This window comes from Qipengyuania sp. S6317L1, from assembly GCF_023015615.1.
Taxonomy (GTDB): Bacteria; Pseudomonadota; Alphaproteobacteria; order Sphingomonadales; family Sphingomonadaceae; genus Erythrobacter.
The window spans coordinates 93,745-112,131 of sequence record NZ_JALKAJ010000002.1; the positions used below are offsets into that span (position 1 = coordinate 93,745).

The window sequence follows — 18,387 nt, forward strand, 5'->3', positions numbered from 1 at the left end:
AGAAAAGGATGCAAAAAAGAGAAGAGAAAATGCAAAAACCACGCCGTCGGTGATATTATTGCAAGTCGCTCGCACCTATTTCGGAGGTCGGCGCATGCAAACGCAGACGTTTCACATGGGTTTCGTCGCCTGCGAGAACCTCAATGCGCCAGCCGCTTGAATGTTCCAGTATCGTGCCGACCGAGGGAACCGCTTCTGCGAGCACAAAAGCAAGGCCACCCAGAGTGTCGACAGACTCTTCGACCTCGGCGAGCCTCGGGTCAACTAATTGCCCCACATCGTCAAGCTCCGCGCGCGCGTCGCAATCCCACATGCCCTCGCCGATGGATGCGATCCACTCTTCGGGCATCTCATCGTGTTCGTCTTCGATTTCGCCGACAATCTCCTCGACCAGATCCTCGATCGTGATCAGGCCATCGGTGCCAGAAAATTCATCAAGCACCACCGCCAGATGCACCCGGCGCGCGCGCATATCGGCAAGCACATCCAATGCGCCGCGCGTTTGCGGGACATAGAGCGGCTGACGCATCAGAACGGTCCAATCGCGCGGCGGCGCCTTGCCATTGGCAAGATAGGCGAACACATCCTTGATGTGGATCATGCCGATCACATCGTCCAGGGTGTGGCGATAGACCGGCATGCGCGAATGGCCATGCTCGGCAAAGGCCGCGACAAGGTCATCCCAGGAAATGCTAGCATCGACAGCCACGATCTCGCCGCGCGGGACCGCAACGTCATCAGCATCATGATCGGAAAAGTGCAGGAGGTTGCGCAGCATCTGCCGCTCAACCGGAGACAAATCGCCACTATTGCTGCTGGCGTCTTCGTTGGTTTCGCCGTCGCCATCGCCGTTTTCGCCCTCGTGAGCGTCGATCTGCTCTTCAAGCTGCGCACGAAGCGAGCGTGTGTCAGCCCCGAGGCCAACCAGCTTTTTTATCTGGGGCCAAAGCCCCGCGCTACTCTCCGCATCTCCTGCGGAAGCATTATTGTTATCTGGCATGAAGCCTACGAGGTGTCCTCCGTGCTACTGTCGCACCGCTTTTGCGGCGCGATTTATCGATCACCATATGGGTCCGCGATACCGAGTTTGGCAAGAGCTTGTCGCTCCAAAGCTTCCATTGCTTCGGCTTCTTCGTCCGAATGGACATGGTCATGGCCCGCCAGATGCAGCAGTCCGTGGATAATGAGATGGCTCGCGTGATGCTCAAGCGGGACTTCTTTTTCCCCCGCCTCCCTTTCGCAAGTCTCATAAGCGAGCGCGATATCGCCCAGCATTTCGGGCGGGCCGTCAGCGGCAAGGTTCAGCAAGTCGTCGCGCTCCATCATGGGGAAGCTCAACACATTGGTGGGCTTGTCCCGGTCGCGCCATTCGCGGTTCAATGTGTGGACTTCATCATCGGAGGTGAAAAGCACGCTGACGAGCAAGCGCGCATTGGCAAGCTCCGGCGCAATTTCGCCCGCCGCCTTGCCGGCACGGGTCGCAAGCCCTTCCCAATCGCCAGAGGGCCAGCCTTCGCAGTCGATCTCAAGCTCCATAGAACTGATCTCTATTACAAAGGGTTAGCCCATGTTTGAGACACTTGAGACACTGTCCAATGGCAGAGAATTTTTCGCTGTCCAAAAGGGTAGCAAAAGGTAGAAAAGGAAGGCGGTATGGCTGTGTCATCGAGCACGCGCTTTAGAGGAAATGGACGGGGTTAGGAAAGCGCCAAGTTGGATTGCACCCAGCCCCCTTTCCTCACAGCAGCTTGCCCCCTTCGCGCTTCAGCAATTCGGCCTTGATCTCGGGGCCGTAGGCGTAACCGCCCACCCCTCCGCTTGCCGGCACCACGCGGTGGCAGGGGATGAGGATGGCGATATTGTTGGCTCCATTCGCGCTGCCCACCGCGCGGCTTGCCCTGGGATTGCCAAGCATCGCCGCCTGTTCGCCATAGCTTCTCGTCTCGCCTGCGGGAATCTGGCGCAGGGCCTCCCAGCATTTCTGCTGAAACGCTGTGCCATGCACGTCGAGGGGGATGTGCGAATTGTCGAGCGCCGGATCTTCAACCGCTGCGACAACTTGCTGGAACAAGGCTCTGAAATCACTGCCCGCTTCGATGATTTCAGCCTTTGGAAAGCGCGCGCGCAGCTGCGCCTCACCCTCGTTAAACGAAAGGCAGCATACGCCTTTTTCCGTCGCAGCAACCAGCATCGCGCCCAAAGAGGTGTCGATCACGCTCCAGTGCACGCGCTTGCCTTCCCCGCCATTGGCCCATTCACTTGCCGCCATCCCCAATCGTCCTTTCGTATCTGCGTAGAACCTCGAAGGTGCACAATAGCCCGCCTTGTAAAGCGCATCGGTGACATTCACGCCTTCTTCCAAAGCCTCACGCACCCTTTCTTCTCGCAAGGCCCGCGCAAAAGCCGCAGGGGAAAGGCCCACGGTGCGCTTGAACAGGCGTTGGAAATGGGTGGGGGAATAGCCGGTCAGGTCGGAAAGCTCATCCAGCGTGAGAGTCCCCTTCCCCTGCCCGACCCGCGCACGGATCGCAGCAATCGCGGCCAAGACGCACGCTTCCTCCGCGCTTTGGGTGTTAGGTGAACATCGCTTGCAGGGACGCAATCCAGCAGCCTCGGCATCGGCGGCGTTTGTATAAAACTTCACGTTCTTACGCAATGGCTTTCGCGCGGGGCACGAGGGGCGGCAGTAAATGCCGGTCGAATGAACCCCTGTAATAAAGGCACCGTCGAAGCGGCGGTCTTTCTCCAGCACCGCCTGCCAGCGATCCTCGTCGGTGAGCTTGGTTGAATTGGTCATGCGCGCACAATGCCTCTTGCGAGAGTTAAACGCATCCCGAAGCTTGCGGTCAATGTTGGGAGAGGACTAAAGACCGCTGGCAATGACCAGATACCTTCACATCCTTTTGGGCCTGACCACGCTCCTGCTGATGCCCGTCGCGGCAAAGGCCGACCCTGCCGACATTGACGCCGCCGCGCGCGGGGTGGTGCGCGTTGTGCTGATTGATCAAAGCTCTGAGGAAGCGTCGCCCGTGACCCACGGCAGCGGCTTTGCGGTGGCTCCGCGCATGATTGTTACTAACGCCCATGTGATCCGAGAGGCATTGGTCGATGATACGCTGAAAATCGGGATCGTGCCGAGCGAGGGCGATTCTGCGACCTTTGCACGGGCAGTGGCCGTGTCGCCGCGCAATGATCTGGCCCTGCTCGAAATCACCGACGGATCGCTGCGCCTGCCGCCACTCACGCTCGCAGGCGGAGGAAGCGCGAATATGGGGGAGGTTTCAGCCGTAGGCTATCCGATGAACGTGGACCTTGCACAAGGGCTTGAGATCCAGGACATCTTCCGCGCGCAGCCCCCTGTTAAAAGCCGCGGGTTCCTGTCGGGCGAGCGACCGAGCCGCCAGTTTGACACCATCCTCCACACCGCGCCCATTGCGCGCGGCAATTCGGGCGGGCCGCTGCTCGACGGGTGTGGCCGGGTTCTGGGCGTCAACAGTTTTGGTGCGGATTCGGGCGGGTCAGACGCGGAGTTCTTTTTCGCCGTGTCCTTGCGCGAACTGCTCCCCTTTCTTCGTGAAAACGGAATAGAGCCGAGCGTCAATTCACTGCCCTGCACCTCTATCGACGATCTGAACGCAGCGGAGCGTGCCCGCTTCGAACAGCAACGCGCCGAGGCCGAAGCGCGGATGGAAGCGCGCGCGGATCAAGTGAGAGAGAAGCGCGATGCCGCGCAAATGCAGGCGCAGATCGAAATTCTCGACGCGCGCGACAATGCGATGGCTCTGGCGATGGTGCTCTTGCTGGTGGCAATCGGTGCAGGATATGCCGCCGCGCAATTGCGCGCCGGCATGGCGGACAAGCCCCAGAACCAGCCCCAAATCCAACAGCGCGCCCTGTTCGCAGCCGCGATCGCCGGCTCTGCCCTGATCGGGGCAGTGTTCGTTTGGATCACGCGCCCGAGCTATGCCGATATTGAAGAGCGCGTTGCGGTGTTGATGGGCAAGGCCGAAGACCCCGATGCGGTAGCCGCTGGCGCAGAGCCTGCTGCCGATGGCACGCTCATCTGCACACTCGTCCCCGAACGCAGCCGCATTACCGGCGCGCGCACCGATGATGTCGAGTTTGACTGGCAGGCGGGCGGCTGCGTCAATGAGCGCACGCAATATGGCTTGGTGGGCGGCGAATGGACCCGCGTTCTGGTGCCTTCATCCGAGGCTGCTGTCTCGGTCAGCACCTATGACCCCGAAACCAGAACCTATCGCACCGACCGCTATCTCCTCGGGCAAGCATCGATGAAGGCGGCACGCGAGGCGAGAGCGCAATACAGCCCGCCCGCCTGCGGCGTGACCGATGCAGCGCGCGTTCTGGGCGAACAGCAAGCGGCGCTTCTTGCCATGCTGCCTGATCGCCCGAACGAACGGCTGGTCTATTCGTGCGAGACGAAGAAAACGGGCGGCATCGGGGGCGCGCTGGGCGTGGCATTCGATGAAGAGTTCGGCACGGGCCAATAAGCTTAAAGCGTATCAATCGGCCCGCCTGATCGCGCAAAGCCGTCGCGGTTTATAAAGCGCCCCCTCACACCAGTGCAGCGAAGGCCGCATTGGAGCGAGAGAAAACACCGCTTCATATAGCGAAGCGGTAGGCGAACAAACTACGCCGCCAGCGCCTCACCCGACAACGTGATCCGGTGCATTTCGCGATAGTGCCCCTGATAGTCGTTCATCGCATTGTGCCAGGTGGTGCGGTTGTCCCAGATCGCAATCGTGCCGGGCTTCCATTGGAGGCGGCACTGATTTGTCTGGGTCAACGCTGCATCGAGAAGCTTGTTCAGAAGCGGCAGGCTTTCCTCGCGGGTCTGGCCCACGAAGTTGATGGTGAAACCGCTATTCACATAAAGCATCCTGCGCCCTGTTTGCGGGTGGCGGATCACGACCGGGTGGACCGCGCCGGTCTTAAGATCATGGCCGCGAAGGTTCTTGCCCATGTCGGTCTGCGCATACAGCCCATCGGCTTTATATACATGGTCGGCGGTATGGAACGCTTCGAGCCCTTCGATCTGCTCTTTAAGGTCATCGGACAGCGAATCGTACGCTGCGCCCATATGCGCCCACATTGTATCGCCGCCCGATGGCGGAAGATGACGCGCCACCAAAACCGAACCCATCGCCGGTATCTGGTCATAGGAATGGTCGGTGTGCCACGCCCCGCCAATATTGGTCTGCTGATCGGGCTCTTTCTTGACGATGGCGATCTCGCTGAACTCTTCTTGCAGCGGGAAATAGTTGTTCACATCAATCCCGCCCCAGCGGCGGCCAAACTTGATATGATCTTCAGGGGTAAACTCCTGATCGCGAAAAACCGCCACGCCGTGTTCGTAAATGGCCTGCTTGATCGCTTGCATTTCTTCATCGCTGCATGAAGCGAGCGAAACGCCCGAAACCTCGATACCGCATTCGGGCGCCATTGGCGTCATCGTTAGCGGATTTGCTGTGGAATTTTCGCGCGTCAGCGTCTCTGATTGCGGTGCCATCTGTTCTCTCCCTGCGTACGGTGTTTTCACCTTGACGCTTGGTAAGGTGACTTAACTTGCAGCGGCTGTCCAGAGAATCCGGCGAGTATCGCACTCGGACCGCTTGCATAGATGGAGGCCCTTTGCTAGGCGCGCGCCAACTTCGGCAGGAGGGATTTATGATGCCCGCCATCACTCGCCTTGCCGACATACTTTTTCTCATGCCTCAAAGAGGACACTAAGCGCGTGGAAACTTCCGCCGGTATTCAGGCTAGCCTTCAAGGGCGTTACGCCTCGGCTCTCTTCGATCTCGCAAGCGAGAACGGGACCGTGACTGCGGTCGAAACAGATCTCGAAACGCTGGGTGCTGCCCTTAGCGAATCGGACGATTTGCGAGCCGCCACCACCAACCCGCAACTGACCCGCGCCGAACAAGGTGCAGCGGTGAACGCGGTGGCCAAGAAATTGAAGCTGACAGAGCTCACCACCAATTTCCTTGGCGTTTTGGCTGGCAACCGCCGCCTGTCAAAACTGCCGGAAATGATCTCGGCGTTTAAAACCATCGCAGCGAATCAACGCGGCGAGGTTTCGGCCAACGTCACCTCAGCGCACCCGCTGACCGACGATCAGGTCAAAACGCTCAAGGACAAGCTCACCGCTCGCGTGGGCCGCACCGTAATGCTTACAACCGACACAAACCCCGATCTTCTCGGCGGTCTGGTCGTCACCATTGGATCAGAGCGCATCGACGCCTCGATCCGCACCCGTTTGAACTCACTTTCGCAAGCCATGAAGGCCTAAAGGACTCGAAAACATGGAAATCCGCGCCGCAGAAATTTCAAAGGTCATCAAAGACCAGATCGCCAATTTCGGCACCGAAGCTGAAGTCAGCGAAGTTGGCACCGTGCTCAGCGTTGGTGACGGCATCGCCCGTATCCACGGCCTCGACAAGGTTCAGGCTGGTGAGATGGTCGAATTCGCGAACGGCGTTCAGGGCATGGCTCTGAACCTTGAAAGCGACAACGTCGGCGTCGTGATCTTCGGCTCTGACGCCGAGATTAAAGAAGGCGACACCGTCAAGCGGACCGAAACCATCGTGGACGTTCCGGTTGGTAAAGGCCTTCTGGGCCGCGTTGTTGACGCGCTCGGCAACCCGATCGACGGCAAAGGCCCGATCACCGACGTCACTCGCCAGCGTGTTGAAGTCAAAGCGCCCGGTATTATCCCGCGCGAATCTGTGTCCGAGCCTGTTCAAACCGGCCTCAAAGCGGTTGACGCTCTGGTGCCAGTTGGCCGTGGCCAGCGCGAACTTATCATCGGTGACCGTCAAACCGGTAAAACCGCTGTCGCGATCGACACCTTCATCAACCAGAAGGGCGTCAACGCAGGCGATGACGAGAGCAAGAAGCTCTACTGCGTTTACGTCGCCGTTGGTCAGAAGCGTTCGACCGTTGCGCAAATCGTGAAGCAACTCGAAGAAAACGGCGCGATGGAATATTCCATCGTTGTCGCTGCAACCGCTTCCGAGCCTGCACCGCTTCAGTACCTCGCGCCGTACACCGGCTGTGCGATGGGTGAATTCTTCCGCGACAACGGCATGCACGCCGTGATCGTGTATGACGATCTTTCGAAGCAAGCTGTTGCTTACCGTCAGATGTCGCTCCTGCTTCGTCGTCCTCCAGGCCGTGAAGCTTACCCAGGTGACGTTTTCTATCTCCACTCACGCCTGCTTGAGCGTGCGGCGAAGATGAACCCTGACAATGGCTCTGGCTCATTGACCGCGCTGCCGATCATTGAAACGCAGGCCGGCGACGTGTCCGCATACATTCCGACCAACGTGATTTCGATCACCGACGGTCAGATCTTCCTTGAAACCGACCTCTTCTACCAAGGTATCCGTCCTGCGATTAACGTGGGTCTGTCGGTGTCTCGTGTGGGCGGCGCTGCTCAAACGAAAGCGATGAAGAAGGTTTCGGGCTCGATGAAACTCGACCTTGCGCAATACCGCGAAATGGCGGCGTTCGCCCAGTTCGGTTCGGACCTCGATGCTTCAACGCAAAAGCTCCTCAACCGCGGTGCGCGTTTGACCGAGCTTCTGAAGCAAAAGCAATTCTCGCCAATGCCATTTGAAGAGCAAACGATTTCGATCTTCGCTGGCACCAACGGCTATATCGACAGCGTTCCGGTTGAGCGCGTCGGTGAGTATGAAGAGCAAATGCTTGCATACTTCCGCAGCGAACACGCCGACGTTCTGAAAACAATCCGCGACAGCGGCAAGTTCGACGACGCCAAGGACGCAACTGTCGCTGCTCTCGAAGCATTCGCCAAGCAATTCGCATAAGGGAGGCCATCAGTGCCCTCACTTAAGGAACTAAAAGATCGGATCGGGTCGGTTAAATCGACCCAGAAGATCACCAAGGCCAAGCAGATGGTCGCAGCCGCAAAGCTGCGCCGTGCGCAAGCCTCGGCTGAAGCGGGTCGGCCTTATGCCGAGCGTTTGAGCGCCGTCATGGCCTCTCTCGCCGGCAAGGTCTCCGGCGACAGCGCGCCCAAGCTTCTGGCTGGCACCGGCTCTGACCAGCGCAACCTTCTGGTTGTGGTCAACACGGATAAAGGCCTTTGCGGCGGTTTGAACTCGAACCTCGTGAAAGCTGCCAAGGCGAAAGCGCAAGAGCTTCTCGCACAAGGCAAATCGGTGGAATTCTACCTCGTCGGTAAAAAGGGCCGTGCGCCCCTGAAACGCGAGTATGCCAACCACATCACCGGTGGCTTTGACACTTCGGTTGTGAAAACGCCGGGTTTTGAAGAAGCCGACGCAATTGCAGCAGAACTCATCGAAATGTTCGAAGAGGGCAAGTTTGACGTCGCGCACCTGATCTTCCCGACCTTCCAGTCGGCTCTGGTGCAAAACCCGACGGCCAACCAGCTGATCCCTGTCCCCTCGCCCGAAGCCTCGGACGATGGCGGCGCCGTGGTCGAATATGAGCCGGGCGAAGAGGAAATCCTCGAAGCTCTTCTGCCGCGTTATGTGAAGACACAAGTGTTCACCGCACTGCTTGAGCGTGAGGCATCCGAGCAGGGCGCATCGATGACCGCCATGGACAATGCAACGCGCAACGCTGGCGACCTCATCAACAAGCTGACGATCCAGTACAACCGCTCACGGCAAGCGGCGATTACCACCGAACTCATCGAAATTATCGCAGGCGCAGAAGCGCTCTAAGCTAGGCTTAAGGAAAGACACATGGCCACCGCACCCGCACTTAACCAAACGACCAACGGCACTATCAGCCAGGTCATCGGCGCTGTTGTTGACGTGCAGTTCTCTGGTGAACTGCCCGCAATTCTCACCGCTCTTGAAACCAAGAACGACGGCAAAACGCTCGTCCTCGAAGTTGCCCAGCACCTTGGCGAGAACACCGTTCGCACCATCGCAATGGACGCAACCGAAGGCCTCGTTCGCGGCGCTGAAGTTGTGAACACCGGCGCGCAGATTTCTGTGCCTGTTGGTCCGAAAACGCTCGGCCGCATCATGAACGTTGTTGGCGAAGCCATCGACGAGCGCGGCCCTATCGGCGCTGAATCAACCGCACCAATCCACGCAGAAGCGCCTGCCTTCGTCGACCAGTCGACCGAAGCAGCCATTCTCGTCACCGGCATTAAGGTTATCGACCTTCTCGCCCCATACGCAAAGGGCGGTAAGATCGGCCTGTTCGGCGGTGCCGGCGTTGGTAAGACCGTTCTTATTCAGGAACTCATCAACAACATCGCAAAAGGCCACGGCGGCGTGTCCGTGTTCGCAGGCGTTGGTGAGCGTACCCGCGAAGGTAACGACCTTTATCACGAATTCCTCGACGCTGGCGTTATTGCGAAAGACGCAGACGGCAACGCGATCAGCGACGGCTCGAAAGTGGCCCTCGTCTTCGGTCAAATGAACGAGCCTCCCGGGGCGCGTGCACGTGTGGCTCTTTCAGGCCTCACAATGGCGGAATACTTCCGTGACCAAGAAGGCCAGGACGTGCTCTTCTTCGTCGACAACATCTTCCGCTTTACGCAAGCCGGTTCCGAAGTGTCCGCGCTTCTCGGCCGTATTCCTTCGGCTGTGGGCTATCAGCCTACCCTGTCGACCGACATGGGTAACCTTCAAGAGCGCATCACCTCGACCAACAAAGGTTCGATTACCTCGGTGCAAGCCATCTACGTTCCCGCAGATGACTTGACCGACCCTGCGCCTGCAACGTCGTTTGCTCACTTGGACGCGACCACCACGCTGTCGCGCGCCATCTCCGAGCTTGGCATTTACCCGGCTGTTGACCCGCTGGACTCAACGTCGCGCGTTCTTGAGCCTTCGGTTGTTGGCCAAGAGCACTACGACACCGCTCGCCGCGTTCAGGAAACGCTTCAAAAGTACAAGTCGCTGCAAGACATCATCGCCATTCTCGGCATGGACGAGCTTTCGGAAGAAGATAAACTGGTCGTTGCGCGTGCGCGTAAGATCCAGAAGTTCCTGTCGCAGCCTTTCCACGTGGCAGAAGTCTTCACCAACATCCCCGGCCTGTTCGTGCAGCTCGAAGACACGGTGAAGTCGTTCAAGGCGGTTGTGGACGGTGAATACGATCACCTCCCGGAAGCAGCCTTCTACATGGTCGGCGGCATCGACATGGTGGTTGAGAAAGCCGCCAAGCTCGCTGAGGAAGACTAATCCCAATGGCGCTCCACTTTGAACTCGTAACCCCGGCCAAGCTGGTCCGCTCCGAGGAAGTCCACATGGTTGTGGTCCCCGGCGCAGAAGGCGAATTCGGCGTCCTCGAAGGCCATGCGCCTTTCATGAGCACCATCGACGATGGCGCTGTGCAGGTGTTCAAGTCGGCTGGCGGCGAGCCTGAGACGATCAATGTCAAAGGCGGCTTTGCCGAGGTGAGCGAAAACGGCATCACCGTTCTGGCGGAGCAGGTCGAAGGCTAGGACCTAAAACAAATGCGATAAAGGGCGGCCCCACGAAAGTGCGGTCGCCCTTTTTGTTTTGCGAGGCCCTTTCGCCCTACCTCCAACAACACAGAACCCGCGTCCGTCTGCGCTAAAAATCCCTTCACAAGCGTCGCCGCAAGGCCCACATTGAAAGCCATTATCCTTTCAGGAGAGAAGGCTTTGAAACTTGTATCAACTCTTGCAATCGCTGGCGTACTGGCCGCAGTCATGACGATTGGCGCTACCACATCCGCAAACGCCCAGGACCCTGCGAACGACGGCGTCCCCGGTCCCGATGAAGACCCGTACATCTGGCTCGAAGAAGCGCGCAGCGAAGAGGCGCTTTCCTGGGTCGAGGCAGAGAACAAGCGCACCCTTGCCGTGCTCGAAGAGGACGCGCGTTTCGACACGCTCAAGGCCGAGGCGCTCGCCATCTACGACAGCGAAGACCGCATCCCGTATGTGACCTTCCGTCCCGACGGCCTCTACAATTTCTGGCAGGACAAGGCGAACCCCAAGGGCCTCCTGCGCCGCACCAGCCTCGAAAGCTACAAGAGCGACGAGCCGGAGTGGGAAGTCCTGCTCGACGTTGACGCGCTCGCCGCAGAGGAAGGCAAGGAATGGGTTTACAAAGGCTCCACCTGTCTGCCGACAAATATGGAAATGTGCATGATCGCGCTTTCCGACGGGGGCGAGGATGCCACCGTCTTGCGTGAATTCAACACCACCACCAAACAGTTCGTCGAGGGCGGCTTTGTGCTCCCGCAAAAAAGCCAGGGCGGTGTCGAATGGCTCGATGAGGACACACTGTTCGTGGGCCGTGACTTTGGCGAAGGGACGCTCACCGACAGCGAATACCCCTTCACCACCCGCATCTGGAAGCGCGGCACCGATATTGCCGAGGCCGAAGAACTCTTTCGCGGTGAGCCAAGCGACGTTTGGGCTGGCGCGAACCTCGTACGCGATGCAAGCGGCGAAATTCACGCAACACTGGCCTTTCGCGCGGTCAGCTTCCACGAGAGCGAATATTTCTGGCTCAATCCTGACAAGGAGTGGGTGAAGCTGGATATTCCCAAAAAGGCATCGCCTTACGGCATCGTCGATGGGCATATGCTGCTTTCCACCGATGTCGACTGGACCGTTGGCGACACCACCTTCCCCGCAGACAGCCTTGTCGCAGTCGAGCTGGAGGCGTTCAAGCAAGACCCCAATGCGGCGGCCAAGACCCTCGTCTGGGCCCCACAAGAGCGCCAGACGAAGCGCGGCGGCGCAATTACGGCGGGCGCGCTTTACGTGGGGCTTCTCGATAATGTCGTTGGCAAGGTTCTGAAGTTCAATTTTGAAGCCGATGGATCAGGCGGCACATGGGTGAGCGAAGAGGTCGCCCTGCCCGACAATGCCACCATTGAGGTCGAGGCGAGCTCCAATGAGAGCGAGCAGATCATGTTCTCTGTCACCGACTTCCTCAACCCCACAACGCTTTACTACACCGATGGTTCGGCTGCGCCTGAACCGATCAAAACCTCGCCGTCCTACTTCGATGCCGCCGGCATGGAAGTCGAACAGCACGAGGCGACCAGCGCAGACGGGACGAAAATCCCCTACTTCATCGTGAAACCTGAAGGTATGGAAATGAACGGGGATACCGCCGTGCTGATGACGGGTTACGGCGGTTTTCAGGTCCCGCGCCTGCCCGGCTATCTGGGCACGACGGGCAAGATGTGGCTGTCGCGCGGCGGGGCTTTTGTCCTTGGCAATATGCGCGGCGGGGGCGAATTTGGCCCCGGTTGGCACCAGACGGCGATCCGCGAAAACAAGCAGCGCACCTGGGACGATTTCATCGCGATTGGCGATGATCTGGTCGAGCGCGGGTTCACCTCGCCAGAACATCTCGGTATTCAGGGCGGCAGCCAGGGCGGCCTGTTGGTCGGGACCGCCTTCACACAGCGTCCGGACCTGTTCGGGGCTGCGATCGTGCAGATCCCGCTGTTCGATATGCTGCGCTATCACGTGATCGGGCGCGGCGCATCGTGGATCGGCGAATATGGCGATCCTCGCATCCCAGAGCAGCGCGCATGGATCGAAGGCTATTCGCCCTATCAAATGATCGTTGAGGACGCGGATTATCCCACGCCCTTCCTGTGGGCATCGACCGCCGATGATCGCACTCACCCAGCACACGCACGCAAGGGCGCCGCGCGTCTCAAGGAACAGGGCCATCCCTATTACTACTTCGAGGACATGACCGGCGGGCACTCAGGCGGCGTTGACAATGAACAGCGCGCCAAGCTGCAAGCGCTGCAATTCGTCTATCTGATGCAGCAACTGATGGACTGATCCTGGCATCAAGCACTTCGAGAAGGGCGGTTTCGCAAACGCGAGGCCGCCCTTTTTCTTGCCCGTTTTCGAGACCTTTCCTTGAGCGCCTACCCCGCCGTTACCGCAGGCTTTTGCGCCGTTGTAAAATAGGCCGACACTTTTGCCTCCATTCGTCGCACGCCCGCCACGGCAGGGTTCGTCAATCACGTTTTAACCCTGTTTGAAAAGCCCCCGTTAAGCGCGCTCGCCAAAATTCAGGTCATTCGGGGCGTGAGGAACGAAATTTTTTATGAAGGAGTACAATATCATGGCGTACCCCCGCGATATGTCGATCGCCCAGGCAATCAAGCAATATGGTCTGCCTAAGAACCACCGCGCACACTGGTCCCCTGCACGTAAAGCAGGCGTGGTGCGAGCGGTGCAGGAACGCGCAATCAGTTTCCATGAAGCTCGCGAACGCTATCTTCTCTCGCGCAGCGAGTTCGAAGAATGGGAACGCGATTTTTCTCCTGGCAGCGCTTCAGCCACACCTTCTGCATTGGAGCGTGTGTAACAAGCGTCTTGGCCCCCTAGAGGTCGTCGCATCGGGATCTGGTTTCAGACCTGACCCCTACCCGTTTGGGCCAGGCCCCAGGCGACGACCTCGACCCGTTCGGGCCGCTTTCATCGCTCAGCTTTCTGAAGCGACTTCGACCATTACCTCATTGCGGCGCAATGGTCCGGGCACCATCGGCGCATCATAAAATGCATATTCGGCGCCGCCCACTGTCGTGAGGCCTTGCGCCTCGACCCATTGGCCAAGTTTCGCCTCCCATTGGGCAAGGTCGGCCTCCTTCGCATCTCCGCTGAATTGAACCGCTGCCATGCGGCGCCCATCCACCTTGGTGAGCGAGATGTCCGACGGAGGCGTAGGCAGGGTTTCCATCGTGTATTTAGACGGCATGACAAAGCGCATACGCCATTCGCCCTCCCCCGTTTCTTCGCTCATCACAGGAGAGGTCATGGCGATTTCTTCATTTTGATCGACGCGCGAAGACATCACCGGAGAAGTCATCGCGATCTCTTCACCGCCGTCGGGACGGTCATCGCCAAAAATATAGGCCGCAAGCCTGCGAAAGCTTTTGCCCCGCACATCCTCGCGCGTGCCTTTGTGGGTGACTTCTGCAACGATCATGGGCGCGTATTGGCGCAGCTCGAAATCGCCGTCGGCCAGCGTCACTTCATAAGCGGGCTTTTCGATGTCGCGATATTGCGCCCATGCGATCGCTGCGCCAACCGCTGCAATGCCAACCCCGCCAAGAACCCATTTACCGATAGCCACTGTTTTGCTCCTTATTCACGTCTGCTTGTCTAGCAATCGTAAGGGCCAATGGTTCCCGGACAGAGGCTTGGCTTCACAGCTTTAACGCCGTGTCGGCGCGTGGAAATCGGGCTCTTTGCGTCTCACCCAATGCACGAATTTGGCAATCGCCGGGTGCTCCCTGATCGTGTCGGGATCATCGCCAATGCGCGCAAGTTCGGCATTGGTGAAGTTGGTGTGGATCGTCTTGTGACAGATGGGGTGGACGGGCACAGTCTCGCGGCCCTTCTTCGATTTTGGCACCGGATGGTGCCACTGGATAAGCGTTTCAAACCCGCGCCCGCAAAGCCAGCAGGTTAATGGCCCGGTTTCTTCATCCATTCACGGATCTGCTTTGCTTGTTTCAAAGGTGAAGAGCTCATCGACCCTTTTCATCGCCGCGTTCGCTGCATCGTACTGAATGGGGAGAGGCTCTCGCGCGCCATCACACACCCTGAACGATAAAAGCTCGCCTGACCGCTCGACAATCACGCCGTCGGAAATCGCCGGATTGTTGGGTTCGCCCTCTTTGAAATTGGTCCTGACCATGCGGGAGAAGACGATGTAATTGGTGTCGCCGTTCGAAAACTGGATCTGCGCCTCGCCGCCGCCAGAATAGGGGACCGTTGCCCACACATCCTCGAACAGCGTCAATTCAGGCTCTTCGCCGCCAAAACGATATTCAGCGCCGCCCTTAGCCAATCCGCAGACCGCAACCTGCTTGCCATCGGCAAAATTACAGGCAAAGATCGGCGTCTCATCAGCCTTGCAGAATGCAGCGTCGGCGGTCCTTTTCTTGCTCGGATCGGCTTTCGTTTCCGGCGAGCTTTCCAAAACATCAGTTGGTGCAGGGTTGAGCGGAGCGGCCACGGCGGTTCCCACCTCGGCCTCGCGAACGGGCTCTGCAGGTCCTTGGGAGCATGCTGCAATGCTGCTCAATCCGGCGATCAGCCAAAACTGTCTCGTGCACCCTGCCCTCATGCGTCAGCTTTTCTTTGACCCGTTTTTCTGCGCCGCCTTTTTCTTTTTCATCGCATCGTGGAAGCGGTCGGCCCAGCCTTGTTTGACCAGTTGTTCTGCGCGCACCATGCGAAGGTCGCCCGCACCCACATCGCGGCTGACCGCGCTGCCTGCTGCGACAATTGCATCAGGTCCAATCGTGACAGGCGCGATCAGAGCCGAGTTTGAACCGATGAAAGCGCGATCGCCAATGACGGTCTGATATTTGAAGTATCCATCGTAATTGCAGGTGATCGTCCCTGCGCCGATATTGGCGTCTTTGCCGACGGTGGCGTCACCGATGTAGGACAGGTGGCTCGCCTTGGCTCCGGGACCAAGGGTCGCTTTCTTCATCTCGACGAAATTGCCGACAAAGCTGCCTTCTTCCATCACCGCGCCAGGACGAAGCCGCGCGAAGGGCCCGGCTTGCGCCCCTTTTTCGAGGGTCGCACCCTCAAGATGGGTGTATGCCTTGACGTGAACGTCATCGGCGACGGTGACGCCCGGGCCGAACACCACATGTGGGTCGATGGTCACGTCGCGGCCAAGCTTCGTGTCGTGGCTGAAAAATACGGTGTCGGGAGCCTTGAGCGTCGCGCCCTCGTCCATTGCCTCCACACGGCGCGCGGCTTGCCAGCGTTGTTCGGCCTCGGCCAGTTCCGCGCGGCTGTTGATGCCTGCAACCTCGTCGGGCTCACATTCGATAACCACCACTTTGTCCCCGCGCGCAATCGCGCCTGTGGCGACATCGGGAAGGTAATATTCGCCTTGCGCATTGTCGTTGTCGACCGCCTCCAAAAGCGGCCACATATCGTCCGAATGGGCGACAATCAGCCCCGAATTGCACATCCGCGTTTTCTTCTCGCGCTCGGTCGCGTCCTTGAACTCGACCATTTTGTGAACCGTGCCATCATCGTCAGCGATGATCCGGCCATAGGCGAGCGCGTCTTCGGGCTTGAAACCGAGCACCGCGACTTTCGCGCCCTCTGCCAACGCGGCCAGAAGCCGCTCTACGGTCGCAGCCGTCACCATCGGCACATCGCCAAAGGTGACAAGCACATGGCCGCTAAAGCCTTGCAAGGCGGCCTTTGCCTGCAAAGCCGCGTGCGCCGTGCCATGCTGCGGGTCCTGCAGCGCGGTCACGACATCGCGGCCGGCGATGCTCGCATCAATCTGTTCACGCCGGTCGCCCACCACCACGACCGTCTGCTTGGGCTTGAGCACCTCGAACTCGTCCAGAATGTGCATTAGCATCGGCTTACCCGCGATGGGGTGCAGCACCTTGTGTACGGAGCTCTTCATCCGGGTTCCCTTGCCAGCGGCAAGAATAATGGCGGCAAAATCAGTCATCGAAGGCCCTATAACACGTAAATCTGAAACTTGCCGCCCGCTTGCCAGCAAATGCTTGCAGTTTGAAGTCCGCTGGGCCACGCGAATGCGCGCTATGACCACATTTCCTTTTAACGCCGTCGGTTTCGATCTTGATGGCACCCTTGTCGACAGCTTCCGCGACCTTGGCGAAGCGGTGAACCACGCGCTTGAGCTGGGCGGCTTTGAAAAGGTGCCGGTGGATAGCTCCAAGGATCTGATCGGCGGGGGCGCGAAGATCATGCTCTCCAAGGCGGTCGATGCGCAGAGCGGGAAAGAAGGGGGCCTTTCGGCGGACGAGTTCAAAGCGCTCTATAAAAAGATGCTGGCCTACTACTCTGAAAACAATGCGGTGCACACGCGGCCCTACCCCCACGCGCGCGAAGTGGTGGGCGAGCTGAAGTCGCGCGGCGTGAAAGTCATCGTCGTCACCAACAAGTTTGAGGAATTCGCCCGGTCGATCCTGACGCAGATCGATTTCATCGAACCGTTCGAGGCCGTCATTGGCGGCAATTCGCTTGGCAAGGGGCCGGACGGACAATTCCTGGCAAAGCCCCACCCCGACCCGATCTTCAAAGCGCGCGAAATCTGCGGCGGCGGTTCTTTCGCCTTTGTCGGCGACTCGACCTATGACGTCAACGCCGCCAAATCCGCTGGCGTTCCGGTGGTCGGTGCGGCCTATGGTTATTGCGACAAGCCCCCGCATGAACTCGGCGCAGACGCGGTGATTGATTCGCTTGATGGCCTTATTCCGGCCCTTGAAACGCTGTAGTCAACGCGCCTGACGCTACGGCAGCGCGCTGCGTCAAATCCCCCTGTTGCAAGGCGGCGAAAATCCTGCCACGCAGCGCCCACATTTGAGTTTACGCGCGCGTAAAGGTGCGCTCCTACCTCGAACGAAAAAGAACAATTCAGCACGGAAAGGAACGATCCCATGAGCATCGATTTCAAAGATAAAGTTGCTATCGTCACCGGCGCAGGCGGCGGTCTTGGCCGCGAATACGCGCTTGAGCTTGCCCGCCGCGGCGCAAAAGTCGTCGTCAACGATCTTGGCGGCGCACGTGATGGCACCGGTCACTCTGACATGGCTCTTGAAGTTGTGAAAGAAATCGAAGCCATGGGCGGTGAGGCCATGTCGAACGGTGGCTCAGTCACCGAATACGACCAGATGGAAAAGATGGTCGCCGACGTTAAGGAAAAATGGGGCCGCATCGACATCCTCATCAACAACGCAGGCGTCCTTCGCGACAAGACTTTCGCCAAGATGACCCCTGACGACTTTGAATTCGTCGTCAAAGTCCACCTGACGGGCTCTGCTTTCGTCACCAAGGCGTGCTGGGAAACCTTCCGCGAACAAGGATATGGCCGCATCCTGATGACGGCATCGTCAACCGGCCTGTTCGGTAACTTTGGTCAAGCCAACTATGGTGCGGCCAAACTCGGCCTTGCCGGCCTTACCAAGACGCTGCAACTCGAAGGTGCGAAATACAATATCCGCGTAAACTCGCTGTCGCCGGTTGCTGGCACGCGCATGACCGAAGACCTCTTCCCTGAAGAAGCCTTCAAGCTGTTCGATCCGGTGAATGTGGTTCCAGCCGCACTCTACCTCGTGAGCGAAGATGCCCCAACCAACGCCATCGTTGGCGCTGGCGCAGGTGGCTACCACTCCTCATGGGTTGTGATGAACGACGCGGTATGGCTGCCCGATGGTGAGCGTACCGTCGAAGGCTTTGCTGAAAACTGGAACAAGATCAACGAGTTCAGCAACCTTGCAGCCCCGCAATCGGGCGCTGACCAGTCAGCTGCAATCCTCAAAGCGATGCAGAAGGTCACCGGCACAGGTCCATCCAGCGCACGCGGCTAAACGCTTGAGCGACACAAAAGT

The 18,387-nt window shown here is 58.8% G+C and carries 18 protein-coding genes; 10 read left to right on the forward strand and 8 right to left on the reverse strand.

Annotated features, from left to right (window positions below):
• Window positions 1-55: 55 nt before the first annotated feature.
• The 3 genes from MWU38_RS01840 to ada form a co-directional block, all read right to left on the reverse strand.
• Window positions 56-1,000: a hemolysin family protein gene (locus MWU38_RS01840; protein WP_247270128.1), complete on the reverse strand. Its 945-nt coding sequence runs from the start codon at window positions 998-1,000 to the stop codon at window positions 56-58.
• Between the two features lie 53 nt (window positions 1,001-1,053).
• Window positions 1,054-1,536 (reverse strand): rRNA maturation RNase YbeY, encoded by a 483-nt coding sequence (gene ybeY / locus MWU38_RS01845; RefSeq protein ID WP_247270129.1) that lies wholly within the window; start codon window positions 1,534-1,536, stop codon window positions 1,054-1,056.
• 202 nt (window positions 1,537-1,738) lie between these two features.
• Window positions 1,739-2,797 (reverse strand): bifunctional DNA-binding transcriptional regulator/O6-methylguanine-DNA methyltransferase Ada, encoded by a 1,059-nt coding sequence (ada, locus tag MWU38_RS01850; protein ID WP_247270130.1) that lies wholly within the window; start codon window positions 2,795-2,797, stop codon window positions 1,739-1,741.
• A gap of 82 nt (window positions 2,798-2,879) precedes the next feature.
• On the opposite strand from ada, the gene MWU38_RS01855 reads away from it, so the two are divergent.
• Complete coding sequence (locus MWU38_RS01855) at window positions 2,880-4,511, forward strand: trypsin-like peptidase domain-containing protein (RefSeq protein WP_247270131.1); 1,632 nt, start codon at window positions 2,880-2,882, stop codon at window positions 4,509-4,511.
• A 140-nt stretch (window positions 4,512-4,651) separates the two neighbouring features.
• On the opposite strand, the gene MWU38_RS01860 is transcribed toward MWU38_RS01855, so the two are convergent.
• Window positions 4,652-5,530, reverse strand: coding sequence for a TauD/TfdA family dioxygenase (locus MWU38_RS01860; RefSeq protein WP_247270132.1), 879 nt, complete (start codon window positions 5,528-5,530; stop codon window positions 4,652-4,654).
• A gap of 225 nt (window positions 5,531-5,755) precedes the next feature.
• On the opposite strand from MWU38_RS01860, the gene MWU38_RS01865 reads away from it, so the two are divergent.
• The 7 genes from MWU38_RS01865 (at window position 5,756) to MWU38_RS01895 (ending at window position 13,349) form a co-directional block, all read left to right on the forward strand.
• Window positions 5,756-6,310: a F0F1 ATP synthase subunit delta gene (locus MWU38_RS01865; RefSeq protein ID WP_247270133.1), complete on the forward strand. Its 555-nt coding sequence runs from the start codon at window positions 5,756-5,758 to the stop codon at window positions 6,308-6,310.
• A 13-nt stretch (window positions 6,311-6,323) separates the two neighbouring features.
• Window positions 6,324-7,850 carry a F0F1 ATP synthase subunit alpha gene (gene atpA, locus MWU38_RS01870; RefSeq protein WP_247270134.1) on the forward strand — a complete coding sequence of 509 codons (1,527 nt, stop codon included), beginning with the start codon at window positions 6,324-6,326 and terminating at the stop codon, window positions 7,848-7,850.
• Between the two features lie 12 nt (window positions 7,851-7,862).
• On the forward strand, window positions 7,863-8,732 hold the full coding sequence (locus MWU38_RS01875; protein ID WP_247270135.1) for a F0F1 ATP synthase subunit gamma: 870 nt from the start codon (window positions 7,863-7,865) through the stop codon (window positions 8,730-8,732).
• Window positions 8,733-8,753: 21 nt separating this feature from the next.
• The gene (gene atpD, locus MWU38_RS01880; protein WP_247270136.1) at window positions 8,754-10,211 is read left to right on the forward strand and encodes a F0F1 ATP synthase subunit beta; all 1,458 of its coding nucleotides are present in this window, start codon (window positions 8,754-8,756) and stop codon (window positions 10,209-10,211) included.
• A 5-nt stretch (window positions 10,212-10,216) separates the two neighbouring features.
• On the forward strand, window positions 10,217-10,474 hold the full coding sequence (locus MWU38_RS01885) for an ATP synthase F1 subunit epsilon (RefSeq protein WP_247270137.1): 258 nt from the start codon (window positions 10,217-10,219) through the stop codon (window positions 10,472-10,474).
• 183 nt (window positions 10,475-10,657) lie between these two features.
• Entirely contained in the window at window positions 10,658-12,814 is a 2,157-nt protein-coding gene (locus MWU38_RS01890) for a prolyl oligopeptidase family serine peptidase (protein WP_247270138.1), read from the forward strand.
• A 289-nt stretch (window positions 12,815-13,103) separates the two neighbouring features.
• Window positions 13,104-13,349, forward strand: coding sequence for a DUF1153 domain-containing protein (locus tag MWU38_RS01895; protein WP_247270139.1), 246 nt, complete (start codon window positions 13,104-13,106; stop codon window positions 13,347-13,349).
• 117 nt (window positions 13,350-13,466) lie between these two features.
• Here the strand turns inward: MWU38_RS01895 and MWU38_RS01900 are convergent, their stop codons facing one another.
• From MWU38_RS01900 to glmU, 4 genes are all read right to left on the reverse strand, one after another.
• Window positions 13,467-14,117, reverse strand: coding sequence for a heme-binding protein (locus tag MWU38_RS01900; RefSeq protein ID WP_247270140.1), 651 nt, complete (start codon window positions 14,115-14,117; stop codon window positions 13,467-13,469).
• An 81-nt stretch (window positions 14,118-14,198) separates the two neighbouring features.
• The gene (locus MWU38_RS01905; protein ID WP_247270141.1) at window positions 14,199-14,477 is read right to left on the reverse strand and encodes an HNH endonuclease; all 279 of its coding nucleotides are present in this window, start codon (window positions 14,475-14,477) and stop codon (window positions 14,199-14,201) included.
• Complete coding sequence (locus MWU38_RS01910) at window positions 14,478-15,074, reverse strand: hypothetical protein (protein WP_247270142.1); 597 nt, start codon at window positions 15,072-15,074, stop codon at window positions 14,478-14,480.
• A 45-nt stretch (window positions 15,075-15,119) separates the two neighbouring features.
• On the reverse strand, window positions 15,120-16,484 hold the full coding sequence (glmU, locus tag MWU38_RS01915; protein ID WP_247270143.1) for a bifunctional UDP-N-acetylglucosamine diphosphorylase/glucosamine-1-phosphate N-acetyltransferase GlmU: 1,365 nt from the start codon (window positions 16,482-16,484) through the stop codon (window positions 15,120-15,122).
• 94 nt (window positions 16,485-16,578) lie between these two features.
• Between glmU and MWU38_RS01920 the strand changes: the two genes are divergently transcribed.
• On the forward strand, window positions 16,579-17,274 hold the full coding sequence (locus MWU38_RS01920) for an HAD hydrolase-like protein (RefSeq protein WP_247270144.1): 696 nt from the start codon (window positions 16,579-16,581) through the stop codon (window positions 17,272-17,274).
• Window positions 17,275-17,436: 162 nt separating this feature from the next.
• A complete protein-coding gene (locus MWU38_RS01925; protein ID WP_247270145.1) occupies window positions 17,437-18,366 on the forward strand; it encodes an SDR family NAD(P)-dependent oxidoreductase in 930 nt (309 codons plus the stop codon).
• Window positions 18,367-18,387: the final 21 nt, after the last annotated feature.